The sequence below is a fragment of the Variovorax paradoxus genome (assembly GCF_009498455.1).
Taxonomy (GTDB): domain Bacteria; phylum Pseudomonadota; class Gammaproteobacteria; order Burkholderiales; family Burkholderiaceae_C; genus Variovorax; species Variovorax paradoxus_H.
Genome location: NZ_CP045644.1, coordinates 2,338,745 through 2,356,826, shown reverse-complemented (window position 1 = coordinate 2,356,826; position 18,082 = coordinate 2,338,745). Strand labels below are relative to the sequence as shown.

The following is an 18,082-nucleotide window of genomic DNA, read 5'->3' as shown; positions in this document are numbered from 1 at the left end:
GCAGCCATGCGCAGCAGTTTCCACCGAACGCCGGTCCGCGGGGCCGCGCGGCGTCTCCTGGGCACCGCCCTGGCCACCGCTTTGGCGTTCGCCCTCGGCACACTGAGCCCTGAGCCGGCCCGGGCCCACGGCGGCGCGGCGCACATGGTGCCGCTCAAGAAAACGGTGGAAGACTTCGGCGGCACGCTGCGCTGGGACAGCTTTGCCAACGTGTTCACCGTGGCGCGCAACGGCACGCTGGTGCGCCTGAAGCCCGGCTCGAAGACGGCGCTGGTCAACGGCCAGCCGATGCAGCTCGACGTGCCCGTGACGATGCGCAAGGGCGCGGCCTACGTGCCGCACGATTTCGTGAACCAGGTGTTCCAGTCGAGCCTGGACACCACCTTCGTGGTCGAGCGCGTGCCCAACCCGCTGAACCCGCTCACCGAGGCCGAGATCAAGACCGCACTCGAGGTGCTGAAGGCCTCGGGGCGCTACAAGGCCGGCCTGCGCTTCACCGAGATCAGCGTGAAGCGCCCGCCCAAGGACGAGGTCTGGAACTTCGCGCTCACCGGCCAGCCCGTGCGCGCGCCGCGCCAGGCGGCCTTCGTGGCGCTCGACGGCAAGAAGGTCATCGAAGGCACGGTCGATCTGGCGGCGCGCACGCTCACCGCATGGAAGCCCATCGAGGGCGCGCACGGCATGGTGCTGCTGGACGACTTCGCCACCGTGCAGACCGCCATCGAGGCCAGCGCCGACTACGCCAGGGCGCTCGCCACGCGCGGCATAAATGACGTGAAGAAGGTGGTCGCCACGCCGCTCACCGTGGGCTACTTCGACGGCAAGGATTCGCTGCGCCAGGAAGACCGCCTGCTGAAGGTGGTGAGCTACCTGGACGTGGGCGACGGCAACTACTGGGCGCACCCCATCGAGGGGCTGGTGGCAGTGGTCGACCTGGAGCAGAAGAAGGTCATCAAGATCGAGGACGGCGGCCTCGTGCCCGTGCCGCTCAAGCCCACGCCCTACGACGGGCGCGACCGCGCGGCCACGCCCGCGCCCAAGCCGCTGGAGATCACCGAGCCCGAGGGCAAGAACTACACGATCACCGGCCACACGATGCACTGGCGCAACTGGGACTTCCACGTGCGGCTCGACGCGCGCGTGGGCCTGGTGCTCTCCACCGTCACGTACAACGACAAGGGCACGAAACGCAAGGTGATGTACGAGGGCTCGCTGGGCGGGATGATCGTGCCCTACGGCGACCCCGACACCGGCTGGTACTTCAAGGCCTACCTCGACTCGGGCGAGTACGGCATGGGCACGCTCACCTCGCCCATCGAACCGAACAAGGACGCGCCGCAGAACGCCGTGCTGCTCGATGCCACGCTGGCCGACTACACCGGCGCGCCCACCAAGGTGCCGCGCGCCATCGCGGTCTTCGAGCGCTATGCCGACCCCGAGTTCAAGCACCAGGAAATGGGCAAGCCCAACATCAGCACCGAGCGGCGCGAACTGGTGGTGCGCTGGATCAGCACGGTGGGCAACTACGACTACCTGTTCGACTGGGTGTTCGCCGAGAACGGCACCATCGGCATCCATGCGGGCGCCACTGGCATCGAGGCCGTGAAGGGCGTGAAGGCGCGCACCATGCAGGACCCGACGGCCGCCGAAGACACGCGCTACGGCACGCTGCTGGACCACCACATCGTCGGCACCACGCACCAGCACATCTACAACTTCCGCCTCGACCTCGATGTGGACGGCGAGCAGAACACGCTCACCGAGGTCGACCCCGTGGTGCTGCCCAACACGCGCGGCGGCCCGCGCACCAGCACCATGCAGACGGTGCAGCGCACGGTGCGCACCGAGCAGCAGGCAGCGCAGAAGTTCGACCCCTCGACCATCCGCCTGCTGAGCAATCCGTCGCGCAACAACAAGGTCGGCAACCCGGTGTCGTACCAGCTGGTGCCGTACGCGGGCGGCACGCACCCGATTGCCAAGGGCGCCAACTTCGCGAAGGACGAGTGGATCAACCACCGCCTGAGCTTCATGGACCGCCAGCTCTGGGTGACGCGCTACGACCCCGAGGAGCTGTTCCCCGAAGGCAAGTACCCGAACCGCTCCAACAAGGACACGGGGCTGGGCCAGTTCACGGCCGACAACCAGGAGATCGTGAACACCGACAACGTGGTGTGGCTCACGACCGGCACCACGCACGTCGCGCGCGCCGAGGAGTGGCCGATCATGCCGACCGAGTGGGTGCATGCGCTGCTCAAGCCGTGGAACTTCTTCGACGAGACGCCGACGCTGGGGCTGAACCGGCCTCCCGCGAAATGAGCGCGCCCGACGCGGCCATCGGCCGCTACGAAGACCTGATGACGCTGCCGCCCGCGCTGCAGGCGCCGACCTACCGCCACATGGACCGGCTCTACGCGACGCGCGCGATCCGGCGCGGCACGCACGTGCATCCGCTGCCCGAGGGCGCACCCATCGATGCACAGCGTTTCGGCATCGACGCCTTCATGGCGCGCAACCACACGGCCGGGCTGCTGGTGCTCAAGGACGGCCACGTCGTGCTTGAGCGCTACGCCATGGGCAACGACGCGGCGACGAAGTGGCTGTCGTTCTCGGTCGCGAAATCGCTGACCTCCACGCTGGTCGGTGCGGCTGTGAAAGACGGCCACATCGACAGCCTCGACGACCCGGTGGTGCATTACCTGCCCGCGCTGCGCGGCTCGGCCTACGACGACGTGACAGTGAAGCAGGTGCTGCAGATGAGCTCGGGCGTGGCCTGGAACGAGGACTACCTCGACGCCGACTCCGACCGGCGCCAGCTGCTGCGCGTGCAGCTCACGCAGGAAAAAGGCGCGGTGCTGAAGTTCATGGCGAAGCGCCCGCGCGTGGCGCCGGCGGGCACGCGCTTCAACTACAGCACCGGCGAGACCTGCCTCGTCGGTGAGATCCTGGCCAGCGCGATCCGCCGGCCGATCAGCGACTACCTCTCACAAAAGATCTGGGCGCCCTTCGGCATGGAGGCCGATGCCTACTGGCAGCTCGATGCGGTCGATGGCCAGGAGTTCACCGGCAGCGGCGTGAACGCCACGCTGCGCGACTTCGGGCGCTTCGGCCTGTTCGTGCTCGGCGGCGGCGTGGCCGGCGGCCAGCAGGTGCTGCCCGACGGCTGGGTGGCCGATGCCACGCGCGTCGATGCAGCCAGCCACCTCGCGCCCGGCACGCTCGCGGGCTTCGAACCGATGGGGTATGGCTACCAGTGGTGGACCTTCCCGACCGGCGCGAAGGCACTGCCCGAGCTCGACGGCGGCCTGTTCGCCGCGCTCGGCATCTTCGGCCAGCAGATCTACATCCATCCGAAAGAACGGCTCGTGGTCGCGATCCACAGCACGTGGCCGGCACCGCTGCACACGCCGAGTTTGGTCGAAACCCTTGCGCTGCTCGGCGCACTGACTGCCGCGCTGCGGACGTAGGCAGAGCGCGGCACCCGCCACGCTCTGAGCTTCACTCAGGAGAAGATCACCTGCGCGTCGGTGTACTCCTTCAGCCCTTCTTCCGCGAACTCCACGCCGAGCCCCGAGGCCTTCACGCCGCCGAAGGGCGCGTTGGGCTGGATGGCGCCGTGCTTGTTGATCCACACCGAGCCGCACTCCAGGCGCGACGCGATGCGCTTGGCATGCTCGATGTCCTTTGACCACACGGAACCGCCGAGGCCGTTCTCGCTGTCGTTGGCGGCGCGGATGGCCTCTTCGACATCGGTGTAGCGGATGATGGGCAACGCGGGACCGAACTGTTCTTCGTCGACCAGCGCATCGCCGTTCTTCAGGCCCGCAATGATCGTCGCGGGGAAGAACAGGCCCTCGCCCGGCGCACCGCCGGTGAGCAGCTGGCCCTTGGTCTTCGCATCGGCCACGAGCCGCGCGACCTTGTCGAACTGCATGCGGTTCTGCACCGGGCCGAGCACGTTCTTCTCGTCCATGCCGTCGCCCATCGGCACCTGCTTGGCAAAGGCCGCGAGGTGCTCGCACACGTCGTCGTGAATGCTCGCGTGCACGTACAGGCGCTTCATGGCCGCGCAGGTCTGGCCGTTGTTGAGGAACGCGCCCCAGAACAGACCTTCGGCGATGGCCTTGGGGTCGGCGTCGGGCAGCACGATGCCGGCGTCGTTGCCGCCGAGCTCGAGCGTGAGCCGCTTCATGGTGCTGGCGGCCGACTGCATCACCTTCTTGCCGGTGGCGCAGGAGCCGGTGAACACGATCTTGCGGATGACGGGGTCGCTCGCCATGTCGGCGCCGAGGTTCGACGTGCGGTCGTCGCAGCTCACGCTGTTGACCACGCCTTCGGGCAGCACCTCGTTGAGCAGCTCCACGAAGCGCAGCGTGGCCAGCGGCGTGTACGGCGAGGGCTTGATGACGACCGTGTTGCCCGTGCGCAGCGCCGGCAGCACGTGCCACACGGCGATCAGCACGGGAAAGTTCCACGGCGTGATCGAGCCGACCACGCCCACGGGCTTGCGGAAGATCTCGACGTGGCCCTGCGCGTTGTCCTGCAGCACGCGCGGCGGCAGCGACAGCGCCGCGGTGGCGCCGGCCCACGCCGCGGCGCCGCCCAGCTCCCAGCGCGAGCCGAGGCCGTTGAGCGGCTTGCCCTGCTCCAGCGTGAGCAGGCGCGCCAGCTCTTCGGCGTGCGCGCCGATCTTCTCGGTCACGGCGCGGCAGGCGGCAGCCAGTTCGTCGTCGGACTTGCGCGACCAGCTCGTGAAGGCCTTCTGCGCGGCGGCCACGGCGGCGGCGAGGTCGTCGCGCGAACCGTTCGGCGCCGTGCCGATCACCTGGCCGTTGGCGGGGTTGCGCACTTCGAAGGAAGCCGTGCCTGGCACCGCGCGACCACCGATCGTCATTCTTGTCTCTTGCATTGCTTTGTCCTTGTAGGTTGACGCTGGAACGCGCCGCCGCAGGGCGGGCGCGCCCGATCAATGTAGGAAAAGCAGGGGCCGGCGTCTTGGAGCCAAGCGTCAGCGAATGGACTCAGGCGTCAGTGCGTCAGGGGTCCAAGCGCCAGGCGTCCCGGCGGCACGCCGTAGCGCTTGCGGAACTCGCGGTAGAAGAACGACAGGTCGTTGAAGCCGCAGTCGTAGGCGACCTGTGCGATGGCCGGCGCGGGGCCGCCGCGGCGGACGGCCGCATCGAGTGCGTCGCGCGCCGCCGCCAGCCGCGTGTCGAGGATGTGGCGGCTCGGCGACACGCCCACTGCCTCGAAGGCCCGCTGCAGCAGCCGCGGCGACACGCCCAGGTGCCGCGCCAGTTCGCCCGCATGGAAGGCCGGGTCGTGGAACTGCAGCGCCACATGGTCCATCGCGCGGCGCAGCACACCTTCGCCGGCGTTGCGCGACCGCAGCGCGGGCGACTGTCGCGCGCGCTCGACCAGCACCGAGCCGAACACGCCGAGAAAGGCCTCCACGAGGTGGTCGTCGTCGGACTGCCCGCTGTCGAGCATGCGCGCGAGGATGGCGCGCATCGCAAAGCCCAGCGCATCGCCGCGCCGCACGCACACGCCGCCCTGCAACGTGGGGCCGAAGCGCGCCAGCATGTCGGCGCGCGGCAGGTGCACCGACACCTGCTGCGAGCTGGCGCCGTCGTAGACGAACTCCGAGGGCCGCGCCGAATCGATCAGCACGATGTCGCCGGCCTGCACCGCGATCTGCTGCGCACCATGGCACATGAGCGCGCCGCCGTGGTCCTGGAACACGAGGAAGAAATGTTCGCGGTCGTCGCGCCGGATGGCCTGCGCATCGCGGTGCACGCGCTGCAGGTTCTGGCCGATGAGCGCCACGTCGACCCCGCCGGCGCGCCGCACCTCGATGCCGCCCGACACGGTCTGCTGGCGCGGCATGGGCACGGGGGTGAAGTTGCCGCACACGGCCTGCAGGCGCGGGGCGACGAGCTCGAACGGCATCTCGGCGCGCATCAGCGGCGTGAGGGGGCCGCCGGTCATGCGCGCGGGCGAGTCGAAGAAAGAAGCGCTCACAGAGGGTGTCTCCTTGCAGGGCGCCGGGCCAGCGCTCAGTCCTCGTCCATGACCCGCGAGCGGCCGAACCAGAAGCCGAGCACGAGGCCGACCGTGCCGGTACCGATGCCGCACCACAGGCTCAGGAAAGTGTAGACGTTGTAGCGCCCCGGATGCTGCGCGAGCGCACTCGCCAGTGCGGGTTCGTTCAGGCCGCCGAGCCCGCGCGCGGCGGCGTAGTCGAAGCCGGCAGTGCCCAGGAAGTTCGGCGCCACGAGGATCGGCAGCGCCGCGAAAAACGGAAACCACGCGCCGCGCACCCGGCGCCAGCGCATCAGGATCGCCGCAACGAACAGCACGGCACCGATCACGACGGTGCCGAGCATGAAGGGCTGTCGCGCGAGCGGCAGCAGCCAGGGCCAGATCCACGGCAGCGGGTACAGCGGCCACTCGGCGCGCGGTGCGAGGCCGCCCGGCCGTGCGACGACCGACCAGCCCAGCGTGTCGAGGCCGCTGAACACCAGCGCCGACAGGCAGGCGATGGCCGCGACGCTCAGGCACACGTTGCGAAACGCAGACGCGCTGCCCTGCAGGAAGCCGGGCGACGGCTGCGGCGGCAACGCCGGTGACCGGGGCCAGCCCGACTGCCAGTGCCGCACGACGATCGACGCCGGCACCGGCGGCGGCGCCACGTCGCCGCGCACCAGCCAGTCGATGAACACGATGCCGACCGCGAAAGCCATGACCGCCGTGAGCCATGCGCAGACGCCCGGCATGTCGACGAAGCCGGCCGGCGTCAGCATCGGCAACTGGCCGTAGGCCACGCCCGCGAAACCGTAGAGCCAGATGATCGGCACCGAGAGGACCATCGCCGTGTGCATCAGCACCGCGTCGGTCTCGGTCGACTCGTGGCGCAGCGCCTGCGCGCGCGACCACGCCTCGCGCCAACTCACTTCGCCAGGGCCTTCAGCGCCATCTTGATGCCATCGCTCACGCTCGCATCTTTCGGCAGCGCCTTCAGCGCGAGCGCGGCTTCCTTGTCGCTGTAGCCCAGCGCCACCAGCGCCTGCAGGATGTCGGCCTGCGCATCGGACGCAGCATGCGCCGGCAGGCCGATGTCGGCGCCCAGCTTGCCCTTGAGCTCGAGCAGCAGCCGCTCGGCGGTCTTCTTGCCGATGCCCGGGATCTTCACGAGCCGGCCCAGCTCCTGCGTGGTGATGGCCTGCGCCAGTTCGCCCACGCTCATGCCCGAGAGCAGGCCCAGCGCGGTGCGCGGGCCCACGCCGGTGATCTTGATGAGCTGGCGGAAGGCCGCCCGCTCCTCGGCGGTGCCGAAGCCGTAGAGAATCTGCGCGTCCTCGCGCACGACGAAGTGCGTGAGCAGCGACACCTTCGCGCCGACGTTCGGCAGGTTGTAGAACGTGCTCATCGGCACGTCGACCTCGTAGCCGACGCCGTTGCAGTCCACCACCACCTGCGGGGGATTCCGCTCTGCCAGCGTGCCGGTCAGTTTGCCTATCATGGGTGCCCTTTTTCCTTGAAATGTCCGGCGTGATTCTGCGACACACCTTTACCCCCCTGAACAATTCGCGCCTCGGCCACCTGTGCGGCCCACTGGATGCGCACCTGCGCCGCATCGAGGAGGCCCTGGGCGTGAAGATCGCGCACCGCCACGAGCAGTTCAAGGTCGACGGCCCCAAGGCCACCGCGCAGCGCGCCATGGAGGTGCTGCAGGCGTTGTACGAGATCGCCCAGCGCGCCATCGACCCGGCCGTGGTGCAGCTCACGCTGGCCGGCGACGGCTCGATGAGCGACGAGGACGCGGCCATGCTGGTCACGCGCCGCGCCGACCTGCGCGCCCGCACGCCCACGCAGGCGCTGTACCTGGACAACATCGCCAAGCACGACATCACCTTCGGCATCGGCCCGGCCGGCACCGGCAAGACCTACCTGGCGGTGGCCTGCGCGGTCGATGCGCTGGAGCGGGCGGCGGTGCAGCGCATCGTGCTCACGCGCCCGGCCGTGGAAGCGGGCGAGCGCCTGGGCTTTCTGCCGGGCGACCTGACGCAGAAGGTCGACCCCTACCTGCGCCCGCTGTACGACGCGCTGTACGACCTCATGGGCTACGAGAAGGTGCAGAAGGCCTTCGAGCGCAACGCGCTCGAGATTGCGCCGCTGGCCTTCATGCGCGGGCGCACGCTGAACAACGCCTTCGTGATCCTCGACGAGGCGCAGAACACCTCGGTGGAACAGATGAAGATGTTCCTCACGCGCATCGGCTTCGGCGCCAAGGCGGTGGTGACGGGCGACGTGAGCCAGATCGACCTGCCCAAGCACCAGCTCAGCGGCCTGATCGACGCCGAGCGCGTGCTCAAGCGCGTGGCCGGCATCGCGACCACGCACTTCACGAGTGCCGACGTGGTGCGTCACCCGCTGGTGGCGAAGATCGTTGATGCCTACGACGGCCAGCGCAAGCGCGCGGGAGGCCACTGAGATGGCGGCTTCGCTGCTTCCTGCGCTGTCGCTGTCGCTGCAGTTCGGGCGTTTCAAGGGCGTGGAGCGCCACCGCGCCGCGCTGCCGCGCCACAGCGTGAACCGCTGGATTCGCCACGCGCTGGACATCGACGGCGAGATCACCGTGCGCATCGTCGATGCCGAAGAAGGCCAGCGCCTGAACCGCGAGTTCCGCGGCAAGGACTACGCCACCAACGTGCTCACCTTCGACTACGCGCAGGGCCCGGTCGTGATGGCCGACCTGGTGCTGTGCGCGCCCGTGGTGGCACGCGAGGCCAAAGAAAACCGCAAGACGCTCGCCGCGCACTACGCGCACCTGCTGGTGCATGGCACGCTGCACGCGCAAGGGTGGGACCACGAGACGAGCGACGCCGACGCGGACGAGATGGAAGCGTACGAAATCGAGATCCTCGCGGGCCTGGGCATTCGCAGCCCGTACGGGCGCTGACCGGAGGCCGCAGCAGTGTCCGACACCGATCCCTGGTTGCCGCGCTGGCTGCCGCTGCTGCGTGAATGCGCCGGCGAGGGGCCGGTGCTCGAACTGGGGTGCGCAGCCGGTCGCGATACCGCCACGCTGGTCGAAGCCGGGTTGCGGGTGGTGGCGGTCGAGCTGTCGTCCGAGGCCTTGGCGCAGGCGCGGCAACGCGTGCCGACGGGCGCGGAATTCCACTGCGGCGATTTCCGCGAGGCGTGGCCGCTGGCGGAGGGCACCACGGTCGGCGCCGTGCTCGCGAGCCTGTCGCTGCACTACTTCGCGTGGGACGAGACACTGGCGCTGGTGCGGCGCATCCATCGCGTGCTGCGGCCAAGTGGCATGCTGCTGTGCCGCCTCAACTCGGTCAACGACCTGCACCACGGCGCACGCGGCCCGTCGGCGAGCGGCCACGATGAGGATGTCTTCTACGAGGTGGACGGCATCCACAAGCGCTTCTTCGACCGCGCCGCGGTCAAGCGGCTGTTTGCCGAGGGCTGGCAGCTGCAGCACCTCGAAGAGGTGCGGGTGCTGCGCTACGACGAACCCAAGGTGGCGTGGGAGGCCGTGCTCCGGCCTACGCCGTCATCTGCAGCGGGATCGTGACCGGCCCGTCGTTCAGCAGGTGCACCTGCATGTCGGCGCCGAACTCGCCGGTCGCCACCACGGGATGTGCGCCGCGCGCCTGCGCCACGAAGTAGTCGTAGAGCCGCCGGCCTTCGTCGGGCGGTGCCGCGAGCGTGAAGCTGGGGCGGTTGCCGCCGCTCACGTCGGCGGCCAGCGTGAACTGGCTCACGACCAGCAGGCCGCCGCCGATGTCCTGCACGCTGCGGTTCATCTTGCCGGCCTCGTCCGAGAAGATGCGCAGCTTGAGGATCTTGGCGAGCAGGCGGTCGGCCACGCTGTCGGTGTCGCCGCGTTCGGCGCACAGCAGCACCAGCAGGCCGGTCTCGATGGCGCCGACAGTCTGGCCTGCGATGTCGACGCGTGCGTGCGCCACGCGCTGGAGCACGGCTTTCATGAATGGTGGTCCTCGAGTCGGGTGGCGCGCGCTTCCATGGTGAGCGGCAGCAGTTGAATGGTCACGCGCAGGCCGGGCACGGCGTCCATGAGGGCCTGCTCCAGTTCGTCGCGCAGGTTGGCGGCGCGCTGCAGGGTCCAGTCGCCGGGCACGTGCATGTGCAGGTCGGCAAAGCGGCGCTGGCCGGCGCCGCGCGTCACCATGTCGTCGAAGCGCAGCCGGTCGCCTTCGGCATGGTTTGCGGCGAAGGCGTCGAGCGTGGCGCGCACGGTGGCGATGGTCTCGGCGTCGAGCGCTTCGTCCATCAGGCCCTGAGAGGAGCGCCACACGAGCTTGAAGCCCTCGCGCACGATGTTGAGCGCCACGCCGATGGCGATCAGCGGGTCGAGCCAGAGCCAGCCGCTGAAGTGCACGGCCACGATGCCGACCAGCACGCCGACCGAGGTCCAGACGTCGGTCATCAGGTGGCGCCCGTCGGCCTCCAGGGCAATGGAGCGGTGCGCGCGCGCCGCGCGGAACAGCATGAACGCCAGGGCCGCGTTGAACCCGGAGCTGATTACCGACAGCGCCAGGCCCCAGCCCAGCTGCTCGAGCGGCTGCGGCGCCATCAGCCGCAGCACCGACACCCAGAGGATGGCGCCCGCGGCGGCCACGATCAGCAGGCCCTCGAAGCCGGACGAGAAGTACTCGGCCTTGTGGTGGCCGTAGGGATGGTCCTCGTCGGCCGGGCGCTCGGCGATGGTCACCATGGCCAGCGCGAACATGGCGCTCGCGAGGTTGACGCACGACTCCATGGCGTCCGAGATGAGGCCCATCGAGTTCGTCAGGTAGCCCGCCCAGCCCTTCAGGAGGATGGTGAGCAGGGCCACGGCGACGGAGACGCGAAGCAGCGTTTTAGGGGTCAACGTCATGCAGAAAGAACAAGATCAGGTAAAAAGGGCCTGTGCGGGCGGGCATTACGTCGCAGGAATCGGCTGAATTATCAGCCGCGTGACCATATGTAACGCCTCCGCCTTAATATTTGCGCTCATTGCGAAGCAATCAGTCACAGAGAGGCAAATGATGAAGAACTTTTTGACCGCAGCCCTCGGGCTCGCCATCGTCGGCGCAGCCACCCTGGCCCAGGCCCAGGCACCCGCCGCTGCGGCGCCCGCGGCCGCAGCACCCCAGCAGGCCGGGTTCGTGAAGTCGGTGCGCGGCAGCGTCCAGCTGCTCGACGGCGCCGGTGCCACGCGCAACGCAGCCCCCGGCGACGCACTGGGCGCGGTCGATCGCATCGTGACCGGCCCGGATTCGTCGGCGGCCGTCGTGCTGCGCGACAACACCACGCTGATGGTCGGCCCGTCCTCGCGCATGGACCTCAAGGAATTCCACTTCGACGGCACCACCCGCGACGGCGGCATGCTGGTGTCGCTGCTGCGCGGCTCGATGCGCATGATCACGGGCCTCATCGGCAAGACCAACCCCGACGCCGTGCGCGTCGAAACCCAGACCGCCACCATCGGCATTCGGGGCACGGACTTCATCGTGCAGACCGACGGCCAACCCTGACCAGATGCAGACCCTGTTACGCCGCTCCTCCCTTCTTCTTGCGACCACGGTCGCCCTCTTTTTAGCCGCCTGTTCCACGCCGGGCACGCGCGTGGTGTTGCTGCCCCAGGCCGACGGCACGCCCTCCGCCGTGGTGGTGCGCGCCAAGGACGGCGAAGAAGTGCTTTCCAAGCCCTACCAGCGCGCCACGGCCGCAGTGGGCAAGAGCGGTGCACCGGTGGTCGACCAGGCCGACGCGGCCAAGGTCCAGGCCGAGAACAAGCCCCTGTTCGACATGCGCCCGCCGCCTCCGCAGCGCTACACGGTGTTCTTCGAGGTGGGCACGGCCACGCTCACGGCGGCATCGCAGCAGATCATGACGGAGGCCCTGACCGCCGCGCTGGCCCGCAGCGGCGGCGACATCGTGGTGACCGGCCACACCGACACCAAGGGTGCCGGCGAGCAGAACGACCAGCTGTCGCGCCGCCGCGCCCAGGAAGTGGCCCAGCTGTTCGTGGAGCGCCAGTTCCCGGCGGCTCGCATCGAGGCCGTGGGCCGCGGCGAACGCGACCTGGCCGTGCCGACCGCCGACGAGGTGGACGAGCCGCGCAACCGGCGCGTGACCATCGAGGTCCGCTGATTCCGCGCTGACTGACCCCGCCATTGAAAAAGGCCCGGAAGGGCCTTTTTTGTCGATCAGCTCAGGGTCACCCGCGCGAACTTGCGCTTGCCGACCTGCACCACGTAGCTGCCCGCGGGCAGTTTCAGGCCCTTGTCGGACACCACGACCGAATCGACCCGCACGCCGCCGCCGTCGATCAGGCGGTTGCCTTCCCCGGACGAAGACGCCAGGTTGGCCTGCTTGAGCAACTGGCCGATGCCCAGCGGGGCGCCGCTCAGCGCCACTTCGGGAATTTCGTCGGGCACGCCGCCCTTGCTGCGGTTGATGAAGTCCTGCTCCGCCGCATCGGCCGCGGCCGCGCTGTGGAAACGTGCGGTGATTTCCTTGGCCAGCGCGACCTTGGCGTCCTTCGGGTTGCGGCCGGCCGCGATCTCGGCTTTGAGCGCCTCGATCTGCGCCACCGACTGGAAGCTCAGCAGCGTGTACCAGCGCCACATCAGCGTGTCGGAGATCGACAGCACCTTGGCGAACATGCTATTGGCGTCTTCGCTGATGCCGATGTAGTTGCCCTTGCTCTTGGACATCTTCTCGACGCCATCGAGCCCTTCGAGCAGCGGCATAGTGAGTATGCACTGCGGCTCCTGGCCGTATTCCTGCTGAAGATGACGACCGACGAGCAGGTTGAACTTCTGGTCGGTGCCGCCCAGCTCGAGGTCGCTTTCGAGCGCCACCGAGTCGTAGCCCTGCATCAGCGGGTACAGGAACTCGTGCACCGAGATCGACTGGCCGGCCTTGAAGCGCTTGTTGAAGTCGTCGCGCTCCATCATGCGCGCCACCGTGTACTTGGCCGCCAGCTGGATCATGCCGCGTGCACCCAGGGGGTCGCTCCATTCGGAGTTGTAGCGGATCTCGGTCTTCGACTCGTCCAGCACCAGCTTGGCCTGGGCGAAGTAGGTTTCGGCGTTGGCGCGGATCTGTTCGGCCGTGAGCGGCGGGCGGGTGCTGTTGCGGCCCGAGGGGTCGCCGATCAAGGAGGTGAAGTCGCCGATCAGGAAGATCACGCGGTGCCCCAGGTCCTGGAGCTGGCGCATCTTGTTGAGCACCACCGTGTGTCCGATATGAATATCCGGTGCGGTCGGGTCCAGGCCCAGCTTGATTCGCAGCGGCTTGCCGGAGGCTTCGGCCTTCTGTAGCTTCTTCACCCACTCGTCCTGCGGCAGCAGCTCGTCAGCGCCGCGGAGGGATATTTCGAGGGCTTGTCTTACACCATCCGAGAGGCTGGTGGATGTAACAGATTCGGCGTTCATGGGCTTTTTTGGCGGTTTTTCCGGTGGCCGAAGCTATACTCAGCCCGACTTTCAAGCGCCGGATTCTAAGCGGCGCTTTTTTCCGCACCGTCTCCTGCCGCCCTGAACGCACTGGGCCTTGCAGCACGGACCGGCAGAACCTGAGTTGGAATCCACAGTTTGATCAACGGCATTCTTGCCGCCGAGGAGCTTCTCGCTTCTCGCGTGGCCTATACATTCCGGACGTACCCCAAGCAGATCACCGCGGCGATCGCTGCGATGCTGCTCAGCGCCGGCACCCTCGCGGTCGCCTCGCTCGGTCCCGACGCGTCCGACCTCCCCGTGCAGCAAGTGCTCGAAGCCACCGCGCCGGTGTCTTTCGCCGACCAGTCGACGTCGCTCGAGAACTTCAGCTTCACGCTGTTCCGCACCGACGTCTCGCGTTCGAGCGACACGGCCGAGGGGCTGATGAAGCGCCTGGGCATTTCCGACCCCGCCGCCACCGCCTTCGTGCGCGGCAACGCCGAGGCGCGCATGGCGCTGTTCGCGCGCGTGGGCCGCACCGTGACGGCCGAAGCCACGCAGGAAAACCAGCTCGAAAAGCTCAGCGCCCGCTGGATTCCCGACGCCGACGGCGGCTTCAAGCGCTTCGTCATCGAGCGCACGCCCACGGGCTTCGTGGCCCGCACCGAGCGCGACATGCTGACGCCGGGCACGCGCCTGGCCAGCGGTACGATCCGCAGCTCGCTGTTCGCCGCCACCGACGATTCGCGCATTCCCGATGCCGTGGCGAGCCAGCTGGCCGACATCTTCGCGGGCGACGTCGACGTGCGCTCGCTGCGCAAGGGCGACCGCTTCGCCGTGGTCTACGAGACCTTCGAAGCCGATGGCCAGGCGCTGCGCAGCGGCCGCGTGCTCTCGGCCGAGTTCGAGAACAACGGCAAGGTCCACCAGGCCGTCTGGTTCCAGCCTCCGGGCGCGGGCCAGAAGGGCAGCTACTACCGCCCGAACGGCGACAGCCTGCGCAAGGCCTACCTGGCCACGCCGGTCGAGTTCTCGCGCGTGTCCAGCGGTTTCGCGATGCGCATGCACCCGATCCTGAACAGCTGGCGCCAGCACAACGGCGTCGACTACGCGGCGCCCACGGGCACCGCGGTGCGCACGGTCGGTGACGGCACGGTCGACTTCGCCGGCACGCAAAGCGGCTACGGCAACATCGTCATCATCAACCACCGCAACAACCAGCAAACGGCCTACGCGCACCTGAGCCGCATCAACGTAAAGGCCGGCGACAGCGTGAGCCAGGGCCAGACCATCGGCGCCGTCGGCTCGACCGGCTGGGCCACGGGCCCGCACCTGCACTTCGAATACCGCGTCGGCGGGGCCTACCAGGACCCGACCACGATCGCGCAAGAAGGCGGCGCACCGATCACCGCCGCCCTGCGTCCGGCCTTCGAACGCATCGCCGTGGGCGCCCGCACCGAGCTGGCTGCCGCCTTCTCGGTGATCCAGGCCAGCGCCGACTGAGCCTCGGCGCTCGTCCCGGCATGGCCGCCGCGCTGCAGCCGCAACGCTTCATCGGCCTGATGTCGGGCACCTCGCTCGACGGGGTCGACGGCGTGATCGCCGACTTTTCCGACGGCCGCCTGGCGGTCATCGGCCACGCCAGCGCCGATTTTCCCGCCCTGCTGCGCGCCGAGCTGATGGCGCTCAACACCCCCGGCGACAACGAACTGCACCGCGCGGCCCTGGCCGGCAACGGCCTGGCACGCGTGTATGCCGACGTGGTCGCGCAGCTGCTGGCCCGCACCGGCACGGCACCAAGCGCCGTCACCGCCATCGGCGCCCACGGCCAGACCGTGCGCCACCGGCCCCTCGAGTTCGACGGCACGGGCTACACGCTGCAGATCAACAACCCCTCGCTGCTGGCCGAGCTGAGCGGCATCGACGTGGTGGCCGACTTCCGCAGCCGCGACCTCGCAGCCGGCGGCCAGGGCGCCCCGCTGGTGCCGGCCTTTCACCAGGCGCTGTTCGCCTGGCCCGACGCGCCCGTCGCCGTGCTGAACCTCGGCGGCATCTCCAACCTGAGCTTGCTGCCCGCCACGAACGCACCGGCGGACACTGCGCCCCTGTTGGGCTTCGATTGCGGCCCCGCCAATGCGCTGATGGACCACTGGTGCCAGCGCCACCTCGGCCAGCCCTTCGACCGGGGCGGCCAATGGGCGGCCAGCGGGCACGTCCTGCCCGAGTTGCTCGCGCGGCTGCAGGCCGAACCGTATTTCGCCAAGGCGCCGCCGAAGAGCACGGGGCGCGATTTATTCCATCCGGACTGGCTGGCTGGCCACTTGGGCACGGCCACGTGGGCGCCGGCCGACGTGCAGGCCACGCTGGCCGAACTGACCGCGAGCACCTGTGCGGCGGCCCTGAATAGCTATCAAAAAGAGAGCGAATTGCTGATCGTCTGTGGCGGCGGCGCGCTCAACGACCACCTCATGGCTCGCCTGCGTGCCCTGCTGCCCGGCGTGCGGGTGCAGGCGTCGTCGGAACACGGCCTGCCGCCCCAGCAGGTCGAAGCGGCCGCCTTCGCGTGGCTGGCCCGGCGCACCGTGCGGGGCGAACCCGGCAACCTCGCGAGCGTGACCGGCGCACGCGGGGCGCGGGTGCTCGGCGCGATCTACCCCGCCTGAAACCCGTCAGCCCTGGCCGGAAACTTCCGGCTGCGCAGGCTGCGCCGCTCGCACTTCTGCGGGCAAATGCCAGAAGATCAGCGCCGAAGCCACCGTGATGAGCCCCATGGTCGCGAACGTGGCCTGGAACGCATCGAGCGTCTGCACCGGCGTTGCCGTGCCGAACACGCCGTTGTAGCCCGCCAGCACCGCGCCGGCCGCAGCCACGCCGAGGCTCATCGCCAGCATCTGCACCATCGACAGCAGGCTGTTGCCGCTGCTGGCCATGCCGCCGTCGAGGTCCTTCAGGGTGATGGTGTTCATGGCCGTGAACTGCAGCGAGTTGACCGCGCCGAACACCAGCAGCTGCAGCAGGTGCAGCGCCAGCGGCTGCCCCGGCGCTGTGAGGGCGAAGCTGGCCATGGTGCAGCCGACCAGCACCGTGTTGGCCACCAGCACGCGGCGGTAGCCGTGGCGCGTGATCAGCGGCGTGGCAAACCGCTTCATCGCCATGCCGGCCAGCGCGACCGGCAGCATCATCAGCCCGGCGCGCACCGGCGAATAGCCCATCGACACCTGCAGCAGCAGCGGCACCAGGAAGGGCATGCAGCTGCTGCCCAGGCGCGAGAACAGGTTGCCGAGCAGGCCGATGCTCAGCGTCGGAATGCCGAACAGCGCGGGCGAGAACAGCGGCTCGGGCGTGCGCGCCGCGCGCAGCCAGTAGGCGACCACGGCGGCGAAACCAAAGAGCAGCACCGCCATCACCCCGCCCTGGCGCAGCCCGAGCCCCGACACGCCGTCGACCGCCAGCGAGATCGCCACCATGCCGAAGGCCAGCAGCGCGTAGCCGACGCTGTCGAAGCGCTTCTGGATGGCGCCGCGCAGGTCCGGCATGTAGCGCAGCGTGGCGATGCAGCCCGCCAAGCCCACCGGCACGTTGATCAGGAAGATCCAGTGCCAGGAGGCGTACTGCACCAGCCAGCCGCCCAGCGTGGGCCCCAGCAGCGGCCCGATGAGTCCCGGAATGGCCACGAAGCTCATCGCCTGCAGGAACTCGCCGCGCGGCACCGTGCGCAGCAGCGCCAGACGCCCCACAGGGAGCAGCAACGCCCCGCCCAGGCCCTGCACCACCCGCGCCGCCACGAGCTGCCCCAGCCCCTGCGAGAGCGCGCACAGCACCGAGCCGGCGGCGAACAGCACGATGGCGCAGAAAAAGATGCGCCGCGTGCCGAAGCGGTCGGCGATCCAGCCCGAGGCCGGGATCAGCATCGCCATCGTGAGCGCGTAGGCCACCACCACCGACTGCATGCGCAGCGGGCTCTCACCCAGGCTGGCGGCCATCGCGGGCAGCGCCGTGTTGATGATGGTCGCGTCGAGCGTCTGCATGAAGAAGCCGACGGCCACGAGCCACAGCAGGCTCTTGCGGGACGGATCGACGGGGACGGCGGTTTCGGGGCTCATCGGGAAGGCGCGGATTCAGACGAAAAACCGACAGGCAGCAAAAAGCCGCCCGGAGGCGGCTTTTTCGAGGGGGCTGGTCAGCTGCATCCAGGCATCAGGCCGAGAAGCTGGAGCCGCAGCCGCAGGTGCTGGTGGCGTTCGGGTTCTTGATCACGAACTGGGCGCCCTGCAGATCTTCCTTGTAGTCGATCTCGGCGCCGAGCAGGTACTGGTAGCTCATGGCGTCGATCAGCAGCGACACACCGTTCTTGGTCATGGTGGTGTCGTCTTCGTTGGTGATCTCGTCGAAGGTGAAACCGTACTGGAAGCCCGAGCACCCGCCGCCCTGCACGAACACGCGCAGCTTCAGGTCGGGATTGCCCTCTTCGGCGATCAGGTCGGCGACCTTGGCGGCCGCGCTGTCCGTGAAGACGATCGGCTCGGGCATCTGGGTCTGGATGTTTTCGGCAACAGCGCTCATGGGGTGAAACTCCTTGGGGGGCCGCTTGGGCGGCCAATGGGACGAATGCTACT

At 68.9% G+C, this 18,082-nt stretch carries 18 protein-coding genes; 9 read left to right on the top strand and 9 right to left on the bottom strand.

Features of this window, described 5'->3' with window-relative positions; genetic code table 11:
- Positions 1-6: 6 nt before the first annotated feature.
- Both tynA and GFK26_RS10795 read left to right on the top strand, forming a co-directional pair.
- Positions 7-2,316: a primary-amine oxidase gene (gene tynA, locus GFK26_RS10800; RefSeq protein ID WP_153281963.1), complete on the top strand. Its 2,310-nt coding sequence runs from the start codon at positions 7-9 to the stop codon at positions 2,314-2,316.
- On the top strand, positions 2,313-3,464 hold the full coding sequence (locus GFK26_RS10795) for a serine hydrolase domain-containing protein (RefSeq protein ID WP_153281962.1): 1,152 nt from the start codon (positions 2,313-2,315) through the stop codon (positions 3,462-3,464). Before tynA ends, GFK26_RS10795 begins: the two co-directional genes overlap by 4 nt.
- Before the next feature lie 35 nt (positions 3,465-3,499).
- Here GFK26_RS10795 and GFK26_RS10790 read toward each other — a convergent pair whose 3' ends face one another.
- The 4 genes from GFK26_RS10790 to ruvA form a co-directional block, all read right to left on the bottom strand.
- A complete protein-coding gene (locus tag GFK26_RS10790) occupies positions 3,500-4,906 on the bottom strand; it encodes an aldehyde dehydrogenase family protein (RefSeq protein WP_228121965.1) in 1,407 nt (468 codons plus the stop codon).
- A 119-nt stretch (positions 4,907-5,025) separates the two neighbouring features.
- Positions 5,026-6,018, bottom strand: a complete 993-nt coding sequence (locus GFK26_RS10785; RefSeq protein ID WP_153281961.1) for a helix-turn-helix domain-containing protein — start codon at positions 6,016-6,018, stop codon at positions 5,026-5,028.
- Positions 6,019-6,053: 35 nt separating this feature from the next.
- On the bottom strand, positions 6,054-6,950 hold the full coding sequence (locus tag GFK26_RS10780) for a hypothetical protein (RefSeq protein WP_153281960.1): 897 nt from the start codon (positions 6,948-6,950) through the stop codon (positions 6,054-6,056).
- Positions 6,947-7,519 (bottom strand): Holliday junction branch migration protein RuvA, encoded by a 573-nt coding sequence (gene ruvA, locus GFK26_RS10775; protein WP_056577514.1) that lies wholly within the window; start codon positions 7,517-7,519, stop codon positions 6,947-6,949. Before ruvA ends, GFK26_RS10780 begins: the two co-directional genes overlap by 4 nt.
- Before the next feature lie 20 nt (positions 7,520-7,539).
- Here ruvA and GFK26_RS10770 point away from each other — a divergent pair, with 20 nt between their 5' ends.
- The 3 genes from GFK26_RS10770 to GFK26_RS10760 are packed head-to-tail and all read left to right on the top strand — an operon-like array spanning position 7,540 to position 9,589.
- Positions 7,540-8,490, top strand: coding sequence for a PhoH family protein (locus GFK26_RS10770; protein ID WP_194274065.1), 951 nt, complete (start codon positions 7,540-7,542; stop codon positions 8,488-8,490).
- Between the two features lies 1 nt (position 8,491).
- Positions 8,492-8,959, top strand: coding sequence for an rRNA maturation RNase YbeY (gene ybeY, locus GFK26_RS10765; RefSeq protein ID WP_095947949.1), 468 nt, complete (start codon positions 8,492-8,494; stop codon positions 8,957-8,959).
- A 15-nt stretch (positions 8,960-8,974) separates the two neighbouring features.
- Positions 8,975-9,589, top strand: coding sequence for a class I SAM-dependent methyltransferase (locus GFK26_RS10760; protein ID WP_153281958.1), 615 nt, complete (start codon positions 8,975-8,977; stop codon positions 9,587-9,589).
- Here the strand turns inward: GFK26_RS10760 and dtd are convergent.
- Together dtd and GFK26_RS10750 are read right to left on the bottom strand one after the other, a co-directional pair.
- The gene (dtd, locus tag GFK26_RS10755; protein WP_153281957.1) at positions 9,561-10,004 is read right to left on the bottom strand and encodes a D-aminoacyl-tRNA deacylase; all 444 of its coding nucleotides are present in this window, start codon (positions 10,002-10,004) and stop codon (positions 9,561-9,563) included. The genes GFK26_RS10760 and dtd overlap by 29 nt on opposite strands.
- Complete coding sequence (locus tag GFK26_RS10750; RefSeq protein ID WP_153281956.1) at positions 10,001-10,915, bottom strand: cation diffusion facilitator family transporter; 915 nt, start codon at positions 10,913-10,915, stop codon at positions 10,001-10,003. The genes dtd and GFK26_RS10750 overlap by 4 nt, the downstream gene beginning before the upstream one ends.
- 148 nt (positions 10,916-11,063) lie before the next feature.
- Between GFK26_RS10750 and GFK26_RS10745 the strand changes: the two genes are divergently transcribed.
- The gene (locus tag GFK26_RS10745; RefSeq protein ID WP_153281955.1) at positions 11,064-11,555 is read left to right on the top strand and encodes a FecR family protein; all 492 of its coding nucleotides are present in this window, start codon (positions 11,064-11,066) and stop codon (positions 11,553-11,555) included.
- A 4-nt stretch (positions 11,556-11,559) separates the two neighbouring features.
- On the top strand, positions 11,560-12,174 hold the full coding sequence (locus GFK26_RS10740; protein ID WP_153281954.1) for an OmpA family protein: 615 nt from the start codon (positions 11,560-11,562) through the stop codon (positions 12,172-12,174).
- A 56-nt stretch (positions 12,175-12,230) separates the two neighbouring features.
- On the opposite strand, the gene tyrS is transcribed toward GFK26_RS10740, so the two are convergent.
- Positions 12,231-13,463, bottom strand: a complete 1,233-nt coding sequence (gene tyrS / locus GFK26_RS10735; protein ID WP_153281953.1) for a tyrosine--tRNA ligase — start codon at positions 13,461-13,463, stop codon at positions 12,231-12,233.
- 159 nt (positions 13,464-13,622) lie between these two features.
- Between tyrS and GFK26_RS10730 the strand changes: the two genes are divergently transcribed.
- Together GFK26_RS10730 and GFK26_RS10725 are read left to right on the top strand one after the other, a co-directional pair.
- Complete coding sequence (locus GFK26_RS10730; protein WP_153281952.1) at positions 13,623-14,969, top strand: M23 family metallopeptidase; 1,347 nt, start codon at positions 13,623-13,625, stop codon at positions 14,967-14,969.
- 20 nt (positions 14,970-14,989) lie between these two features.
- Positions 14,990-16,129, top strand: a complete 1,140-nt coding sequence (locus GFK26_RS10725; RefSeq protein ID WP_153281951.1) for an anhydro-N-acetylmuramic acid kinase — start codon at positions 14,990-14,992, stop codon at positions 16,127-16,129.
- 6 nt (positions 16,130-16,135) lie between these two features.
- On the opposite strand, the gene mdtD is transcribed toward GFK26_RS10725, so the two are convergent.
- Both mdtD and erpA read right to left on the bottom strand, forming a co-directional pair.
- Positions 16,136-17,569, bottom strand: a complete 1,434-nt coding sequence (gene mdtD / locus GFK26_RS10720; protein WP_153281950.1) for a multidrug transporter subunit MdtD — start codon at positions 17,567-17,569, stop codon at positions 16,136-16,138.
- Positions 17,570-17,663: 94 nt separating this feature from the next.
- On the bottom strand, positions 17,664-18,029 hold the full coding sequence (gene erpA / locus GFK26_RS10715; RefSeq protein ID WP_056577477.1) for an iron-sulfur cluster insertion protein ErpA: 366 nt from the start codon (positions 18,027-18,029) through the stop codon (positions 17,664-17,666).
- Positions 18,030-18,082 lie beyond the last annotated feature (53 nt).